The sequence below is a fragment of the Streptomyces sp. NPDC103540 genome (assembly GCF_055584445.1).
This window is the reverse complement of record NZ_JBVJMA010000013.1, coordinates 150,064-165,915: the sequence shown is the minus strand read 5'-3', so window position 1 is coordinate 165,915 and position 15,852 is coordinate 150,064. Positions and strand designations below refer to the sequence as shown.

Here is a 15,852-nt window from a genome sequence, read left to right as displayed (position 1 = left end):
CTGGCCTTCGTCGTCACCACGCTCGCGGTCTTCGCACTGGTGGCCCTCATCGCCAAGGGAGTGACCAAGCTGTGAGCGTCGAAAACATCGTCGGCATGCTGGTCGCCGTCTCCCTGCTCGGTTACCTCGTCCTCGCCCTCGTGTACCCGGAGAGGTTCTGAGCACCGACATGAGTCCCCAGATCGCTGGTGTGCTCCAGCTCCTCGCACTGATCGCCGCCCTCGCACTGGCCTACCGCCCCCTGGGCGACCACATGGCCCGCGTCTACTCCTCCGAGAAGCACTACAAGCCGGAGAAGTGGATCTACAAGGCCATCGGCGCCGACCCGTCGGCCGAGATGCGCTGGCCCGCCTACCTGCGCGGCGTCCTCGCCTTCTCCGCCGTGGGTGTCCTGTTCCTCTACGCGCTCCAGCGCCTCCAGGGCGTCCTGCCCGGCTCGCTCGGCTTCGCTTCGATCAAGCCGGACCAGGCGTTCAACACCGCCGCGTCGTTCGTCGCGAACACCAACTGGCAGTCGTACTACGGCGAGCAGGCCATGGGCCACGTCGTGCAGACCGGCGGCCTGGCGGTGCAGAACTTCGTCTCCGCCGCCGTCGGCATGGCCGTCGCCGTGGCGCTCGTCCGCGGCTTCGCCCGCTCGCGCACCGGTGAGCTCGGCAACTTCTGGGCGGACCTGGTCCGCGGCACCGTCCGCATCCTGCTGCCCATCGCCGTCATCGGCGCCCTCGTCCTGGTCGCCTGTGGCGCGATCCAGAACTTCGCCGGCATCCACGAGGTCGGCCAGTTCATGGGCGGCACGCAGCAGTGGAACGGCGGGGCGGTGGCCTCGCAGGAGGTCATCAAGGAGCTGGGCACGAACGGCGGCGGCTACTTCAACGCCAACTCCGCCCACCCCTTCGAGAACCCGGGCCCGTTCTCCAACCTCTTCGAGATCTTCCTGATCCTGGTGATCCCGTTCGCGATGACCCGCACCTTCGGCCGCATGGTCGGAAGCCTGCGCCAGGGCTACACGATCCTCGCCACCATGGCCACCATCTGGATCGGCTTCACCGCCCTGATGATGTGGACCGAGTTCGCCCACCACGGCCCGGCGCTCCAGGCGGCCGGCGGTGCGATGGAGGGCAAGGAGACCCGCTTCGGGATCGCCGGCTCCGCGATCTTCTCGGTCGCCACCACGCTCACCTCGACCGGTGCCGTCAACTCCTTCCACTCCTCCTACACGGGACTGGGCGGCGGCATCCAGCTGCTGGGCATGCAGCTCGGCGAGATCGCGCCCGGCGGTGTCGGCTCCGGCCTCTACGGCATGCTGATCATGGCCATCATCGCCGTGTTCATCGCCGGCCTGATGGTCGGCCGCACCCCCGAGTACCTGGGCAAGAAGATCGGCACCCGCGAGATCAAGCTCGCCGCCTGCTACATCCTGATCACCCCCGCCCTGGTCCTCGGCTTCACCGCCGCGGCGATGGCCCTGCCGACCCCGCCGAACTCGATGCTGAACTCCGGCGCGCACGGCTTCTCCGAGGTCCTCTACGCCTACACCTCGGGCGCCAACAACAACGGCTCGGCCTTCGCGGGCCTGAACGCCGACACGCAGTGGTTCAACAGCACCATCGGCATCGCGATGCTGCTGGGCCGCTTCCTGCCGATGGTGTTCGTCCTCGCGCTGGCGGGCTCGCTCGCCGAGCAGAAGCCCGTCCCCGAGACGGCGGGCACCCTGCGTACCGACAAGCCGCTCTACACGGGCCTGCTCGTCGGCACGATCCTCATCGTCACCGGTCTGACCTACTTCCCCGCCCTCGCGCTGGGACCGCTCGCCGAAGGGCTCGCATCATGAGCACCGCCACTCCGACCCGTGCCCCGCACGAGGACCTGCCCACCGGGCACAAGCCGACTGCCGGCCGCGTCGGCGGGGGCCTGTTCGACCCCAAGCAACTGCTCAGGTCCTTCCCCGACGCGGTGCGCAAGCTCGACCCCCGTGTCATGATCAAGTCACCGGTCATGTTCGTGGTCCTGATCGGTTCGGTGGTCACCACCGTGCTGGCCCTCACGGACCCCACCGACTGGTTCGGCTGGGCCATCACCGCCTGGCTGTGGCTGACCACCATCTTCGCCAACCTCGCCGAGGCCGTGGCAGAGGGCCGGGGCAAGGCCCAGGCCGACACCCTGCGCAAGGCCAAGACCGACTCCGTCGCCCGCCGCCTGACCAAGGACGGCGGCGAGGAGTCCGTACCGGGCACCGAGCTGAGGATCGGCGACCTCGTGGTGTGCGAGGCGGGCGACACGATCCCCGGCGACGGTGACGTCGTCGAGGGTGTCGCCTCGGTCGACGAGTCCGCCATCACCGGCGAGTCCGCCCCGGTCATCCGCGAGTCCGGCGGCGACCGCAGCGCGGTCACCGGTGGAACGAAGGTCCTCTCCGACCGGATCGTCATCAAGATCACCACCAAGCCCGGCGAGACCTTCATCGACCGGATGATCAACCTGGTCGAGGGCGCGTCCCGGCAGAAGACGCCCAACGAGATCGCGCTCAACATCCTGCTCGCCTCGCTGACCATCGTCTTCCTGTTGGCCGTCGTCACTCTCCAACCCTTCGCGATCTACGCGGGCGCCGAGCAGTCGATGATCGTCCTCGCCGCGCTGCTGGTCTGCCTCATCCCGACCACCATCGGCGCCCTGCTGTCCGCGATCGGCATCGCCGGCATGGACCGCCTGGTCCAGCGCAACGTCCTCGCCATGTCCGGGCGGGCCGTCGAAGCCGCCGGCGACGTCTCGACGCTGCTCCTCGACAAGACCGGCACCATCACCCTCGGCAACCGCCAGGCGTCGGAGTTCGTACCCGTCAAGGGCGTCACCGCCGCCGAGCTGGCCGACGCGGCCCAGCTGTCCTCCCTGGCCGACGAGACCCCCGAGGGCCGCTCGATCGTCGTCCTGGCGAAGGAGAAGTACGGGCTGCGCGAGCGCCACCAGGGCGAGCTCTCGCACGCCGAGTGGATCGCCTTCACCGCCCAGACCCGCATGTCCGGTGTCGACGTCGACGGCAGGCAGACCCGCAAGGGCGCGGCCGGCTCCGTCATCACCTGGGTCCAGGAACAGGGCGGCACGGTCGCCGAGGACGCCGACCTGCTCGCCGACACGATCTCTCAAGCGGGCGGCACGCCGCTCCTGGTCGCCGTCAAGGACGACAGGGGTGCCCGCGTCCTGGGTGTCATCCACCTCAAGGACGTGGTCAAGGAGGGCATGCGCGAGCGGTTCGAGGAACTGCGCCGCATGGGCATCAAGACCGTCATGATCACGGGCGACAACCCGCTGACCGCGAAGGCCATCGCCGAGGAGGCGGGTGTCGACGACTTCCTCGCCGAGGCCACGCCCGAGGACAAGATGGCCCTCATCAAGCGGGAACAGGCCGGCGGGAAGCTCGTCGCGATGACCGGCGACGGCACCAACGACGCGCCGGCGCTCGCGCAGGCGGACGTGGGCGTGGCGATGAACACCGGTACCTCGGCCGCCAAGGAGGCCGGGAACATGGTGGACCTCGACTCCAACCCCACCAAGCTCATCGAGATCGTCGAGATCGGCAAGCAGCTCCTCATCACCCGCGGCGCCCTGACCACCTTCTCCATCGCCAACGACGTCGCCAAGTACTTCGCGATCATCCCCGCGATGTTCGCCGTGGTCTACCCGGGCCTGGACAAGCTCAACATCATGGGCCTGCACTCCCCCGAGTCGGCGATCCTCTCGGCCGTCATCTTCAACGCGCTGATCATCATCGCGCTCGTCCCCCTCGCCCTCAAGGGCGTCCGGTACAAGCCGACCAGCGCCGACAGGATGCTCCGCCGCAACCTGGGACTGTACGGCGTGGGCGGCCTGATCGCCCCGTTCATCGGCATCAAGATCATCGACCTCCTCATCACCCTCATCCCCGGAATCGGCTGAGACGACATGAACAACTCTGTAGGCAACACCGCACGGTTGATCGGAGCCGGACTGCGCGCCCTGCTCGTCCTGACCGTGATCTGCGGGGTCCTCTACCCGCTCGCCGTCACCGGCATCGCCCAAGCCCTGTTCCACGACAAGGCCAACGGCTCCGAGATCAAGGACCAGAGCGGGCGGGTCGTCGGGTCCTCCCTCATCGGGCAGACCTACACCCTCCCGAAGCAGAACCCCGACGACCCCGAAGAGGTCGCGAAGCCGGACCTCAAGTGGTTCCAGCCGCGCCCCTCCAACGGACTGGGCGGCAACAGCGTCAACACCCAGTACTCGCTGATCCTCTCCGGAGCCACCAACCGGTCCGCCGACAACGGCGCGGTCGACGGCCGGTGCACCAAGGACGCCGAGGAAGGCACCCTCTGCGCCCAGGTCGTCGCCGCCAAGGAGGCCGTCATCGCCGACAACTCCACGGCCGCCCGACGGATCAGGCCCGAGGACGTCCCGGCCGACGCCGTCACCTCCTCCGGCTCCGGCCTCGACCCGCACATCTCCCCCGCGTACGCCGAACTCCAGGTACACCGGGTCGCCGAGAGGAACGGCCTGAGCGTCGAGCGGGTCCAGAGGCTCGTCGCCGACCACACCACCGGCCGGACCCTCGGTTTCATGGGCGAGCCCCGCGTCAACGTCCTGGAGCTCAACACCGCCCTCAAGGCACTGACCAAGAGCTGATGCCCGTCATCGCGCGGACCGGGAGCCGGCGGGGTGCGGGACTCCACCGGCCAACGCCGGGAGGGGGCCCGAACACCCCGCCGGCTCCCGGCCGTGCCCGTAACGAAGGAAAGGCTGCACACCGATGACCCGGGTGCTGGTGGTGGAGGACGATCCCCAGCTCGTCCGCGCGCTGCGGATCAACCTGCAAGCGCGCAAGTTCGAGGTCGAGGAGGCCTCCGACGGCAACTCCGCCCTGCGGCTCGCGGCCGCGCGCAGGCCGGACGTCATAGTGCTGGACCTCGGGCTGCCCGACATGGACGGCGTCGACGTGATCAAGAACGTCCGCGGCTGGTCCCGCGTGCCCATCCTGGTCCTCTCCGCCCGACACACCTCGGAGGACAAGATCCGGGCCCTGGACGCCGGAGCGGACGACTACGTGACGAAACCGTTCAGCATGGACGAGCTCCTGGCCCGTCTGCGGGCGGCCGCCCGCAGGAACGAGGCGCCCTCGGCGTCCAGGCCCGACGACGTCGCCGTGGTGACGACCGACGAGTTCAGCGTCGACCTGATCGCACGCAAGGTGCGACGGGGCGAGCGCACCGTACGCCTGACCCCGACGGAGTGGCACCTGCTGGAGATCCTCATCACCCACCCGGGGCGGCTGATCACCCAGGCGCGGCTGCTGCTGGAGGTCTGGGGTCCGACGTACGGGGAGAACACCAACTACCTGCGCGTCTACATGGCCCAGCTCCGGCGCAAGCTGGAAGCGGACCCCTCGCACCCCCGGTACCTGATCACCGAACCGGGCATGGGATACCGCTTCGAACCCTGATCACAGCGCCTCACACCTCCCGAACGTCGACAGAGAAGAAGAATCTGCACATGGGACGCGGCAAGCTCCGCATCTACCTCGGCGCGGCACCGGGCGTCGGCAAGACGTACGCGATGCTGTCCGAGGCGCACCGCCGGGTCGAGCGGGGCACCGACTGCGTCGTCGGCTTCGTCGAACACCACGGCCGGCCGCGCACCGAGGTGATGCTGCACGGCCTCGAACTCGTCGAGCGGCGCGAGCTGGAGTACCGCGGCTCCACCTTCACCGAGATGGACGTGGACGCGATCCTCGCCCGCCGCCCCGCCGTCGCGCTCGTGGACGAGCTCGCGCACACGAACGTGCCCGGTTCGCGCAACGCCAAGCGATGGCAGGACGTCGAGGAGCTCCTCCGGGCCGGCATCGACGTCGTCTCGACCGTGAACATCCAGCACCTGGAATCGCTGGGTGACGTGGTCGAGACGATCACCGGTGTCCGCCAGCGCGAGACCGTCCCCGACGAGGTGGCACGGCGGGCGGACCAGATCGAGCTGGTCGACATGTCCCCGCAGGCGCTGCGCCGACGCATGGCGCACGGCAACGTCTACAAACCGGAGAAGGTCGACGCGGCCCTCTCGAACTACTTCCGCCCGGGCAACCTCACCGCCCTGCGCGAGCTGGCGCTGCTGTGGGTGGCCGACCGGGTCGACGCATACCTCCGGGAGTACCGCGGCGAGCACAACATCCGCACCACCTGGCAGGCCCGCGAGCGGATCGTCGTCGGCCTCACCGGCGGCCCGGAGGGCCGTACGCTCATCCGCCGGGCCGCCCGCCTCGCCGAGAAGGGGTCGGGTGGTGAGGTCCTGGCCGTCTACATCGCCCGCAGCGACGGACTCACCTCCGCCTCCCCCAAGGAACTGACCGTCCAGCGCGCCCTGGTCGAAGGCCTCGGCGGCACCTTCCACCACGTCATAGGCGACGACGTCCCCGACGCGCTGCTGGAGTTCGCGCGCGGCTGCAACGCCACGCAGATCGTCCTCGGCGTCAGTCGTCGCCGGTCCTGGCAGTCCGTCCTCAGCCCCGGGGTCAGCGCCACGGTCGCCCGCGAGTCCGGTCCCGACCTCGACGTCCACATCGTCACCCACGACGAGGCCGCCAGGGGCCGCCGCGGCCTGCCCGTCGCCCACGGCGCGCGCCTGGGACGTTCCCGCCGCATCTGGGGCTGGCTCGCCGGCACCGCCGGCCCCGCACTGCTCACCGTCCTGCTGAACCTGCTCGTACCCGGCCTCGGCCTCGCCAACGACATGCTGCTCTTCCTCGCCTGTACGGTGGCGGCGGCACTCCTCGGCGGGCTCCTGCCCGCCCTCGCGTCGGCGGCCTTCGGGTCCCTGCTGCTCAACTTCTTCTTCACACCGCCGCTGCACCGGTTCACGGTCTCCGACCCGAAGAACATCGTCGCCATCGCGATCTTCATCGGGGTCGCCGTGTCGGTCGCCTCCGTGGTGGACCTCGCGGCCCGGCGCACCCACCAGGCAGCCCGCCTGCGCGCCGAATCCGAGATCCTCTCCTTCCTGGCCGGCAGCGTCCTGCGCGGCGAGGACTCCCTCGACGCCCTCCTGGAACGTCTGCGCGAGACCTTCGCCATGCGGTCGGTCGTCCTCCTGGAACGCGCCGGCGAGGTCGATCCGTGGACCACGGCGGCGTCCGTCGGCACCGGCCCGGTCGACCGGCCCGAGGACGCGGACGTGGACCTGCCCATCGGAGACCACATGGCCCTCGCCCTGACCGGCCGGGTCCTGCCGGCCGAGGACCGCCGCGTCCTGGGTGCCTTCGCGGCCCAGGCCGCGGTGGTGCTGGACCGCCGGCGCCTGGTCGACGAGGCCGAGAAGTCCCGCGAACTCGCCGAGGCCGACCGGATACGCACCGCCCTGCTCGCCGCTGTCAGCCACGACCTGCGGACCCCGCTCGCCGGCATCAAGGCCGCCGTGAGCTCGCTGCGCTCCGGCGACGTCGAATGGTCCGACGAGGACAAGGCCGAGCTGCTGGAAGGGATCGAGGACGGCGCCGACCGCCTCGCGGCCCTCATCGGGAACCTCCTCGACATGTCCCGGCTCAACACCGGCACCGTCGTCCCGCTCATCCGCGAGACCGACCTCGACGAGGTCGTCCCGATGGCCCTCGGCGGCGTACCGGAGGACAGCGTGGAGCTCGACATCCCCGAGACCCTGCCCATGGTCGCCGTGGACCGGGGCCTGCTGGAGCGGGCCGTCGCCAACATCGTCGAGAACGCCGTCAAGTACAGCCCACCCGGACACCCCGTGGGCGTCTCCGCCAGCGCCCTGGCACAGCGGGTCGAGGTCCGCGTCGTCGACCGCGGGCCCGGGGTCCCCGACGAGGCCAAGGAGAGGATCTTCGAACCGTTCCAGCGTCACGGCGACGCCCCGCGCGGAGCGGGCGTGGGCCTCGGGCTCGCGGTCGCCCGCGGCTTCACCGAGGCCATCGGCGGCACCCTGACGGCCGAGGACACTCCAGGCGGGGGCCTCACCATGGTCCTCACCCTGCCCGTCGTGGGGGACGCCACCGCGCCGGCACAGGAGGTCCCGTCGTCCTCGACTGCCTGACCTCGTACGGACCGGCCCCACGCCACCGGCCTCACGCGACCGACCCGACACGTGAGCCGCCCGATCCGGGGGTCGGCCCCGGCTCAGGCGAGCAGGTCGCGGCGGCGGAGGGCGGCGAGGCCGGTCGCGGTGCAGGCGGCCGCCAGGCCGGTCAGGGCCAGTGCGGGACCCCACGCCGCGGACCCGTCGACCGGCAGCCTGGGCAGGTGGGCGAAGGGCGAGAGGTCCATGACGGCCTGCGGGAGTTCCAGGGCGGGGCCCACCCAGCCCAGGGCCAGTGCGGCCCCGGCCACTGCCCAGGCGGCCACGGCGTACCGGGGGGCCGCGCCGTGTAGCAGGGCGGCGAGGGCCCCGATCAGCCACACCGCCGGCAGCTGAGCCAGGCAGGAGGCCACCGTCTCGGGCACGTTGTGGCCGTGCCCGAGGCCGAGTCCGAGTCCGGCCGCCAGGAGGATCAGCGCCGAGCCGCCGAAGGCGACGGCCAGGTGGCCGCCGGCCCAGCGGAGCCTGCCGACGGCGTTCGCGAGGAGCGGTTCGGCACGCCCGGCGGTCTCCTCGCCGGTGAGCCGGAGCACCGCCGAGACGACGTACAGGGCGGCGACCATGCCGAACATGCCGGTCATCGTGGCGAGGAAGGCGTCGGTGAGCCCGCTTTGGCCGCCCATCCGTTCGATGACGCGCCGGGTCTTGTCGTTGTCGCCGACGAGTTCGGCGGCGCCGTCCGTCATCGCGCCGAACACCAGCCCCGCGGTGAGGAAACCGAGGCTCCAGCCGGTCAGGGCGGACCTCTGCAACCTCCACGCCAGGGACCCGGCCGAGCCGAGCCGTCCCCGCGCGGGACCGGGGCGGGCGGGCTGGAAGCTCATGCCGAGGTCGCGCCTCCCCGAGAGCAGACAGGCGGTGGCCACCAGGCCGGCCGTGGCCGCCGCGAACAGCCCGAACACCCACCAGCGCTCGGCCGCGAAGGGCCGTACGTGTTCCAGCCAGCCCAGCGGCGAGATCCAGGTGGGTACCGAGCCGCCGTCCGGGGCGCCCGCGTCTCCGGCGGCGCGCGACACGAAGGCGGCGCCGATCAGGGCCCCGGTGAGCCCCTTGGCGAGGCGGGCGCTCTCGGTGAGTTGCGCCGCCACGGCGGCGAGGCCGGCGAACAGCATGCCGGTGGCCGCGAGGGCGAGTCCGAGCGCGGCGGCGCCGCCCGCGCCGCGTCCGGCCAGTCCGGCACTCACCAGAAGGGCCACGGTCGCGTTGGCGACGAGGGCGGCCAGCAGGGCCGCGGTCAGCGGGGCGCGTCGTCCGACCATGGCGGCGCAGAGCAGTTCCTGACGTCCCGTCTCCTCCTCGTCCCGGGTGTGGCGCACGACGATGACCAGGCTCATCACGGCGGCGAGGACACCGGCGAAGACTCCGCCGCGCCAGGCGGTCAGGGCGCCGACGGAGTCCGCGAACAGCGGTCCGTACAGGGCGCGCAGGGAGCCGTTGGCGCCCATCGTGCGGAGCAGGGAGGCCCGTTCGGCGTCCGTCCCGTAGACCGATTCCAGGGCGCCCGGCAGGCTCAGCACGAGCATCGTCACGACCAGGATCCACACGGGCGCGAGGACGCGATCGCGGCGCAGCGCGAGGCGGAGCAGGATTCCTGTCCCGGCGAATCGGTTCGTCATCGCGCGGACGCCTCTTCCGTCGTGTAGTGGCGCAGGAACAGCTCTTCGAGGGTGGGTGGGGTCGAGGTCAGGGACCGGACGCCGGCGGCGGCGAGGGAGCGCAGGACGGCGTCGAGCTTGTCGGTGTCGGCCTGGAGCGTGACCTTCGCCCCCCGGACCTCGACGTCGTGGACGCCGGGCAGGTGCGCGAGGCCGTCGGGCGGTCCGGCGAGCTCGGCGCGGAGGGACGTGCGGGTGAGGTGGCGCAGGTCGGCGAGGGAGCCGGTTTCGACGGTGCGGCCCTTGCGGATGATGCTGACGCGGTCGCAGAGGACCTCGACCTCGCTGAGGATGTGCGAGCTCAGCAGGATGGTGCGCCCGGCGGCGCGGGCCTCGGTCACACAGGCCCGGAAGACCTCCTCCATCAACGGGTCGAGGCCGGAGGTGGGTTCGTCGAGGACGAGGAGTTCGGCGTCGGAGGCGAAGGCGGCGACGAGGGCGACCTTCTGCCGGTTGCCCTTGGAGTACGTACGCCCCTTCTTGGTGGGGTCGAGTTCGAACCGTTCGGTCAGCTCGGCGCGGCGGGCCTCGTCGAGGCCGCCGCGCAGTCGACCGAGGAGGTCGATGACCTCGCCGCCGGAGAGGTCGCGCCACAGGGTGACGTCGCCCGGGACGTACGCGACGCGGCGGTGCAGGGCCACGGCGTCGACCCACGGGTCGCCGCCGAGGAGCTCGGCGGTGCCGGAGTCGGCGCGCAGCAGGCCCAGCAGGACACGGATGGCGGTGGACTTGCCGGCGCCGTTGGGGCCGAGGAAGCCGTGGACCTCGCCGGTGGCGACCTGGAGGTCGAGGCCGTCCAGTGCGTGGGTGCGGCCGAACGACTTGTGGAGTCCGGCGACGCTGATTGCCTTCATCATGTTTCCGAACGTACGGTAGTTTCACAAATTTGTGAAGATAGGGAATCGCGTAAAGTTCGGAAGGTGGCGGACGAGATGGCACGGCAGACGGCAGGGGTGCGGGACGAGGAAGCGGTCTCCCGTTTCGTGGAGCGGTTCGCCGCGCAACTGACCGAGGCGGGCATGCAGCGCATGGCCTCGCGGGTCTTCGCGCAGCTGCTCGCGAGCGACGAGGGCGCGATGACCTCGGCGGAACTGGGTCGGGCCCTGCGGATCAGCCCGGCGGCGGTGTCGGGAGCGGTGTCCTACCTGACGCAGGTCAGCATGGTCGGCCGCGAGCGCGAGCCGGGGTCGCGACGGGACCGGTACGTCCTGCACAACGAGCTCTGGTACGAGACGTTCACCCGCCGCGATCAGGTTCTGACGCTGTGGGAGAAGACCCTGCGCGAGGGGGTGGCCGGCCTCGGCGCCGACTCGCCCGCCGGGGCCCGGATCGCCGAGACGGCGGCCTTCTTCGAGTTCATGCAGGCCGAGCTGCTGGGGCTGATGGACCGTTGGCGCGCCCACCGCGCGACGCTCGACCTCGACGGATAGTGCCACCGCCCGCGCCCCTCCGCCCCCGCGCAGGGGCGCGGGGGCGCGGGGGCGCGGGGGCGCGGGGGCGCGGGGGCGCGGGGGCGCGGGGGCGCGGGGGCGCGGGGGCGGAGGGGGGGTCTTCGGCCGCAGTGGCCTCAGATGGTCTGGGGTGCCTCCGGGAAGGCGAGGGAGGGCACGCCGCCCGCCCACCACACGCCGATCACGAACGCGGCCGTCGCCTCCAGATACGTCGCCCGGTCCAGCCCGCCGGCCGGCATCGGGCTCCGTCCCGTGGCGGTGATCAGCTCCGTGACGTGCTCGACGGCGCGCGGATCGTCCGCACAGAACGGCACCGCGGGCGCCGTCGCGCCGAAGGCGGCGGCCGGATGCTCCCACATGCTCGCGTGGACCAGGTTGAAGGCCTTCACCACACGCGCCCCCGGCGCCGCCGCACCGATCAGGCCCGCCACGCTCTCCCCGGCACCGGTCGTCAGCATCACCCCGCCGGGCCCGGGAGCGAGCGGGTTCGCGCAGTCCACGACGGTCCGCCCGGCCAACGCCCCGGCATGCTCCCGCGCCAACACCGGCGCCACCGGGGCCGGTACCGCGAGAAGCACCGCCTCCCCACGTCCCGCGGCCCACGCCGTCGTCCCGTGCCCGGCGGCGCCGATCCGTCCCGCGAGGGCTTCGGCGGCGGCCGTGTCCCGCCCACCGACGAACACCTCGTGCCCGGCCCGCGCCCACGCGCCGCCCAGCGCCGCCGCCATGCCCCCCGTACCCAGTACACCGATGCGCATCGCCTTGCTCCCTCTCACTCATCACGTCGCGTCACGTCACGGTTGTCGTGTGCCGCGGAACGACGCTAGGCGGGCCGACGCACACCGTTCGGTGTCCATCGGACGAGGCAGGATGGACGCCATGGAGCAACCGACCGATGAGGCCCCGGGCCTGCCCGACCTCGCGCACACGGCGGACTGTCGGGCACGCGTCGCCTTCGAGGTGCTCGCGAACCGCTGGGACAGCGTCGTCGTCTTCACCCTCGGGCAGGGCGGCCCGATGCGGCCCCGCGCGCTCGTCGCGCGCATCGGCGGGATCAGTCCGAAGGTCCTGAACCAGGCGCTGCGGCGACTGGAGTACAACGGCCTCGTCGAACGCCGCGCCTACGCCGAGGCCCCGCCGCGCGTGGACTACCACCTCACCGAGGCCGGGGCCGCGCTCCTCACGCCCATGCGTGCGATGGGGGCGTGGGCCGCGCGGTACGCCGACGACGTACTCGACGCCCAGGACCGATACGAGAACCGCTGAACCCGCGCGGGAGGGGAGCCGGGTGACCGGCCGGAAACGACGAGGACGTATCTCATCGCGGCGGCTCTCCCTGCCGTGCCCGGCCCCGGGCACGGTTCCCCTCGCGGCGGGACCTGCGGCGCGGCCGGGTCCGTACGAGCAGGACGACGGCCGAGGCGACGAACAGGCCGGCGGTGATCAGGAGCCACCGGGACAGGAACCCGTCGGCGGGCAGGCCGGTGGAGGCGGTGTAGTGGCCGCCCTGTTCGAGGATCAGCGGCCACCAGACGAGGAAGAGGACACCGGAGACGAAGGCGGGAACGCGGACGTGGTCGAAGCCCGTTCGCGACGGCGGCCGGTCCGTCGCGGCCCCCGCCCGCCACAGGCGTCGGGCCGCGCGGTCGGTGACCGAGTAGAGCGGGAGCAGGACCAGGTCGTGCAGGACCGCGGCGCCGACGAACCACATCGCCACGCCCACCGCGTCGCCCCTCAGGAGCCGGATCCCCGCGTACAGGGTGAGGGCGAACGACGCCAGGACGAGGAGGAGATGCAGTGGCGGGGCGCCGTAGCGCCGGCGAAGGGTCGCGGCCGGGCCGCGGGCGTCGCGGCTCACGCCGGTTCTCCGAAGGTGAGGCGGCCCACCCACTTGGTGTTGTGGACGCCGGGTGCGCCCGGGACGATCACCCGGGCCGGGTATCCGTGATCCGCCGACAGGTCCGCGCCGTTGACCCGCAACGCGAGCAGGGATCGCGCGTCGCGGGCCTGGTTGGGGGCGAGGACGACGGAGGAGAAGGACCCGCCCCGCTGGACGGACTCGACCAGGACCCGGGGCGTGTCGCCGCCGAGGCCGACGAGGGCGGCGAGATCGCTCAGGCGTACCCCGGACCACCGCTGGTCCGGGGTCGACCAGCCCTCCACGCAGGCGATGGGCAGGGACGATTCGCTCCGGGGCAGGGCGAGCAGCATCGCGCGGGTCAGCACGACCTGCCGGCCTCCCCCGCGCACGGTCAGCCGCCAGTCGGGCCCGATGTCGCCGGACCGGATGCCGCTCGCCGCCGCGGTCTTGTTGATCTGGAACCCGTTCGGGCCGGTGCCGGGGTCCCGCCCGTGCGGGGCCAGCAGGGCGGTCCGGCGCCACCGGCCTCCGATGCTCTGCCCCGCGGTCACGAGGAACAGTGCGAGCGATCCGGCTCCGACCATGGCGACCGCGCCCCGGCGGGAGATCGTCGGCGGATCCGGGTGCGGCGCCACGAGACCCGCGGCCTCGTCCGTACCGGCTTCGGGCTGGTGGTGCCTGCCCGCCCGCACCGCGCGCACGGCCCGGGGCAGTCGGAGGGCGACGTGGACGACGAAGGCGCCCATCAGGATCCAGGCGGCGTAGAAGTGCAGGACGTAGAAGGAGCCGGGGAAGACGTAGTCCAGCTGGATGTTCAGGATCCCGGTGACGAAGGTGAAGCCGGCGCCGCCGACGAGCAGGAGCAGCGAGATCCGCGCCGGCGCGTGGGCGACGGAGCGCAGGGGCGGCCACGCGAACAGCTTCGGGATCACCGACCACAGCTTCGCCAGCAGGACCGGGACCAGGACCACGCCGAGCACGGTGTGGATGCCCTGCGTCACCCGGTAGAGCCAGTACGGGGACGTGGGCCAGGCGAACAGGTAGAAGCCGAGCAGGCCCTTGTCCGGGGTCTGGTCGTTGCGGGGGTCCAGGTCCGGGTTGTAGGCGGCGTACGAGAGCAGGCCCGTCACGAACAGCACCGGGATCCCGACGAGCAGGACGAGCCCGAAGACGCCCGTCAGCCAGGGGCCCCGGAGCGGGCTGCGCCAGAAGGCGGGACGCGCGGGCCCGGGGGGAGGTCCCGCCGCGAGCGCCGCCCGGGCGCGGCGCGTGAACCGGCGCGGGAGGGCGGCGGCGGCCGGGGTGGCCGGCTTCGGATACGGCTTCGGCTTCGGCTTCGGATCCGCGCGATCCGGTGCGCCCTCGGCCCCACCGTCACTCGCGTCCATCGCGCCCCTCCCCCGTGTGCTCTTCGGACGCCCCGATGGGGCTCGGTAGGGAGAACATCCCCCACCGGGAGACGGACCGGGCCGTGACACGCCACGTACCCCGGGCCGCTTCCGCTCCGGTGGGCGCGGGCCGGGCGGACGCCCCCCGGGCGGGCTGATGACGGAACCCTTACGTCCAGGCGTGGGAGGTCTCCCCGACGCCCCGCGCTGCGTAGCGTCCGGAGCATGCGCGTACTCGTCACCGGAGGAGCCGGGTTCATCGGCTCCCACATCGTCACGGCCCTCGAGGAGCGCGGGCACGAGCCCGTCGTCCTCGACGCCCTGCTGCCCGCCGCCCACCCCGACGCCCCGCCACCGCCCGAAGCGGAGTTCCTGCGCGCCGACGTACGCGACGCCGACGCCGTCCGGGCGGCGCTGCGCGGGGTGGACGCGGTGTGCCACCAGGCGGCGATGGTCGGCCTGGGGAAGGACTTCGCCGACGCCCCGGCGTACGTCGACTGCAACGACCTCGGGACGGCGGTGCTGCTGGCGCAGATGGCGGCCGTCGGGGTCCGCGAGCTCGTGCTCGCCGGCTCGATGGTGGTGTACGGGGAGGGCCGCTACACGTGCGAGCGGCACGGAACCGTACGGCCCGGGCCTCGGCTCGCCGAGGACCTGGAGGCGGGCCGTTTCGAGCCGCGGTGCCCCGACTGCGGTATCGCGCCCGCTCCGGGCCTGGTCGGCGAGGACGCGCCGACCGATCCGCGGAGCGTCTACGCGACGACGAAGCTGGCCCAGGAACACCTGGCCGCCTCCTGGGCCCGCTGCGTGGAAGGCCGTGCGGTATCGCTGCGCTACCACAACGTGTACGGGCCCGGGATGCCGCGCGACACCCCGTACGCCGGGGTGGCCTCCTTCTTCCGGTCGGCCCTGGCCCGGGGCGAGTCCCCCCGGGTCTTCGAGGACGGCGCGCAGCGGCGGGACTTCGTCCACGTGCGGGACGTGGCCTCGGCGAACGTCGTGGCCCTGGAGGCCGTCGGGGGTCGGGCCGCGGGGGTGCTGACCGCGTACAACACCGGCAGCGGGCAGCCGCACACGGTCGGCGAGATGGCGTCGGCGCTCGCCCGCGCGTACGGCGGGCCCGCGCCGGTGGTGACCGGTGAGTTCCGGTTGGGTGACGTGCGGCACGTCACCGCCGACTCCTCCCGGCTGCGCGACGAACTGGGTTGGCGCGCGGAGGTGGCCTTCGCGGACGGCATGACCGAGTTCGCCCGGGCCGGTCAGCGGGCCTCGGCGGGCGCGGGCGGCTGAGGCGCCGGGCGGTCCCGCGCGGCGGTGCGGCGCCGATGGGCGGCCGGCCGGCCCGGGCGGGCGGCGTGCGGCCCCGGGCGGCGGGCGGCCCGACGGGG

General features: G+C 72.4%; 14 protein-coding genes. 9 read left to right on the top strand and 5 right to left on the bottom strand.

The genetic code is table 11. The annotated features are described in order from the left end of the window. Window positions 1-95 precede the first annotated feature (95 nt). The 6 genes from kdpF to ACZ6ZI_RS29090 all read left to right on the top strand — a co-directional run bounded on the left by kdpF (window position 96) and on the right by ACZ6ZI_RS29090 (window position 8,067). Complete coding sequence (gene kdpF / locus ACZ6ZI_RS29115; RefSeq protein ID WP_259656591.1) at window positions 96-161, top strand: K(+)-transporting ATPase subunit F; 66 nt, start codon at window positions 96-98, stop codon at window positions 159-161. Between the two features lie 8 nt (window positions 162-169). Then, complete coding sequence (kdpA, locus tag ACZ6ZI_RS29110; protein WP_469525638.1) at window positions 170-1,834, top strand: potassium-transporting ATPase subunit KdpA; 1,665 nt, start codon at window positions 170-172, stop codon at window positions 1,832-1,834. Next, complete coding sequence (kdpB, locus tag ACZ6ZI_RS29105) at window positions 1,831-3,933, top strand: potassium-transporting ATPase subunit KdpB (protein WP_469525635.1); 2,103 nt, start codon at window positions 1,831-1,833, stop codon at window positions 3,931-3,933. The genes kdpA and kdpB overlap by 4 nt, the downstream gene beginning before the upstream one ends. Before the next feature lie 6 nt (window positions 3,934-3,939). Then, window positions 3,940-4,656 (top strand): potassium-transporting ATPase subunit C, encoded by a 717-nt coding sequence (locus ACZ6ZI_RS29100; RefSeq protein ID WP_469525633.1) that lies wholly within the window; start codon window positions 3,940-3,942, stop codon window positions 4,654-4,656. Between the two features lie 124 nt (window positions 4,657-4,780). Beyond that, window positions 4,781-5,470 carry a response regulator gene (locus ACZ6ZI_RS29095; protein WP_469525630.1) on the top strand — a complete coding sequence of 230 codons (690 nt, stop codon included), beginning with the start codon at window positions 4,781-4,783 and terminating at the stop codon, window positions 5,468-5,470. A 50-nt stretch (window positions 5,471-5,520) separates the two neighbouring features. Next, on the top strand, window positions 5,521-8,067 hold the full coding sequence (locus ACZ6ZI_RS29090) for a DUF4118 domain-containing protein (protein WP_469525627.1): 2,547 nt from the start codon (window positions 5,521-5,523) through the stop codon (window positions 8,065-8,067). 83 nt (window positions 8,068-8,150) lie between these two features. Here the strand turns inward: ACZ6ZI_RS29090 and ACZ6ZI_RS29085 are convergent, their stop codons facing one another. Together ACZ6ZI_RS29085 and ACZ6ZI_RS29080 are read right to left on the bottom strand one after the other, a co-directional pair. Beyond that, entirely contained in the window at window positions 8,151-9,725 is a 1,575-nt protein-coding gene (locus tag ACZ6ZI_RS29085; protein ID WP_469525624.1) for an ABC transporter permease, read from the bottom strand. Continuing rightward, entirely contained in the window at window positions 9,722-10,621 is a 900-nt protein-coding gene (locus ACZ6ZI_RS29080; protein WP_469525622.1) for an ABC transporter ATP-binding protein, read from the bottom strand. The genes ACZ6ZI_RS29085 and ACZ6ZI_RS29080 overlap by 4 nt, the downstream gene beginning before the upstream one ends. A gap of 75 nt (window positions 10,622-10,696) precedes the next feature. On the opposite strand from ACZ6ZI_RS29080, the gene ACZ6ZI_RS29075 reads away from it, so the two are divergent. Then, on the top strand, window positions 10,697-11,194 hold the full coding sequence (locus ACZ6ZI_RS29075; protein WP_469525620.1) for a GbsR/MarR family transcriptional regulator: 498 nt from the start codon (window positions 10,697-10,699) through the stop codon (window positions 11,192-11,194). Window positions 11,195-11,331: 137 nt separating this feature from the next. Here ACZ6ZI_RS29075 and ACZ6ZI_RS29070 read toward each other — a convergent pair whose 3' ends face one another. Continuing rightward, complete coding sequence (locus tag ACZ6ZI_RS29070) at window positions 11,332-11,973, bottom strand: NADPH-dependent F420 reductase (RefSeq protein ID WP_469525617.1); 642 nt, start codon at window positions 11,971-11,973, stop codon at window positions 11,332-11,334. A 121-nt stretch (window positions 11,974-12,094) separates the two neighbouring features. Between ACZ6ZI_RS29070 and ACZ6ZI_RS29065 the strand changes: the two genes are divergently transcribed. Further along, complete coding sequence (locus ACZ6ZI_RS29065; RefSeq protein ID WP_469525614.1) at window positions 12,095-12,481, top strand: winged helix-turn-helix transcriptional regulator; 387 nt, start codon at window positions 12,095-12,097, stop codon at window positions 12,479-12,481. Between the two features lie 52 nt (window positions 12,482-12,533). On the opposite strand, the gene ACZ6ZI_RS29060 is transcribed toward ACZ6ZI_RS29065, so the two are convergent. Together ACZ6ZI_RS29060 and ACZ6ZI_RS29055 are read right to left on the bottom strand one after the other, a co-directional pair. Then, complete coding sequence (locus tag ACZ6ZI_RS29060; protein WP_469525612.1) at window positions 12,534-13,073, bottom strand: hypothetical protein; 540 nt, start codon at window positions 13,071-13,073, stop codon at window positions 12,534-12,536. After that, window positions 13,070-14,464: a molybdopterin-dependent oxidoreductase gene (locus tag ACZ6ZI_RS29055; protein ID WP_469525609.1), complete on the bottom strand. Its 1,395-nt coding sequence runs from the start codon at window positions 14,462-14,464 to the stop codon at window positions 13,070-13,072. The genes ACZ6ZI_RS29060 and ACZ6ZI_RS29055 overlap by 4 nt, the downstream gene beginning before the upstream one ends. 225 nt (window positions 14,465-14,689) lie before the next feature. Between ACZ6ZI_RS29055 and ACZ6ZI_RS29050 the strand changes: the two genes are divergently transcribed. Beyond that, window positions 14,690-15,754: an NAD-dependent epimerase/dehydratase family protein gene (locus ACZ6ZI_RS29050; RefSeq protein ID WP_469525606.1), complete on the top strand. Its 1,065-nt coding sequence runs from the start codon at window positions 14,690-14,692 to the stop codon at window positions 15,752-15,754. Window positions 15,755-15,852: the final 98 nt, after the last annotated feature.

Coding starts and splice junctions, on each gene's coding strand:
- kdpA (WP_469525638.1), top strand. CDS start 170: ATGAGTCCCCAGATCGCTGGTGTGCTCCAGCTCCTCGCACTGATCGCC.
- kdpB (WP_469525635.1), top strand. CDS start 1,831: ATGAGCACCGCCACTCCGACCCGTGCCCCGCACGAGGACCTGCCCACC.
- ACZ6ZI_RS29100 (WP_469525633.1), top strand. CDS start 3,940: ATGAACAACTCTGTAGGCAACACCGCACGGTTGATCGGAGCCGGACTG.
- ACZ6ZI_RS29095 (WP_469525630.1), top strand. CDS start 4,781: ATGACCCGGGTGCTGGTGGTGGAGGACGATCCCCAGCTCGTCCGCGCG.
- ACZ6ZI_RS29090 (WP_469525627.1), top strand. CDS start 5,521: ATGGGACGCGGCAAGCTCCGCATCTACCTCGGCGCGGCACCGGGCGTC.
- ACZ6ZI_RS29085 (WP_469525624.1), bottom strand. CDS start 9,725: ATGACGAACCGATTCGCCGGGACAGGAATCCTGCTCCGCCTCGCGCTG.
- ACZ6ZI_RS29080 (WP_469525622.1), bottom strand. CDS start 10,621: ATGATGAAGGCAATCAGCGTCGCCGGACTCCACAAGTCGTTCGGCCGC.
- ACZ6ZI_RS29075 (WP_469525620.1), top strand. CDS start 10,697: ATGGCACGGCAGACGGCAGGGGTGCGGGACGAGGAAGCGGTCTCCCGT.
- ACZ6ZI_RS29070 (WP_469525617.1), bottom strand. CDS start 11,973: ATGCGCATCGGTGTACTGGGTACGGGGGGCATGGCGGCGGCGCTGGGC.
- ACZ6ZI_RS29065 (WP_469525614.1), top strand. CDS start 12,095: ATGGAGCAACCGACCGATGAGGCCCCGGGCCTGCCCGACCTCGCGCAC.
- ACZ6ZI_RS29055 (WP_469525609.1), bottom strand. CDS start 14,464: ATGGACGCGAGTGACGGTGGGGCCGAGGGCGCACCGGATCGCGCGGAT.
- ACZ6ZI_RS29050 (WP_469525606.1), top strand. CDS start 14,690: ATGCGCGTACTCGTCACCGGAGGAGCCGGGTTCATCGGCTCCCACATC.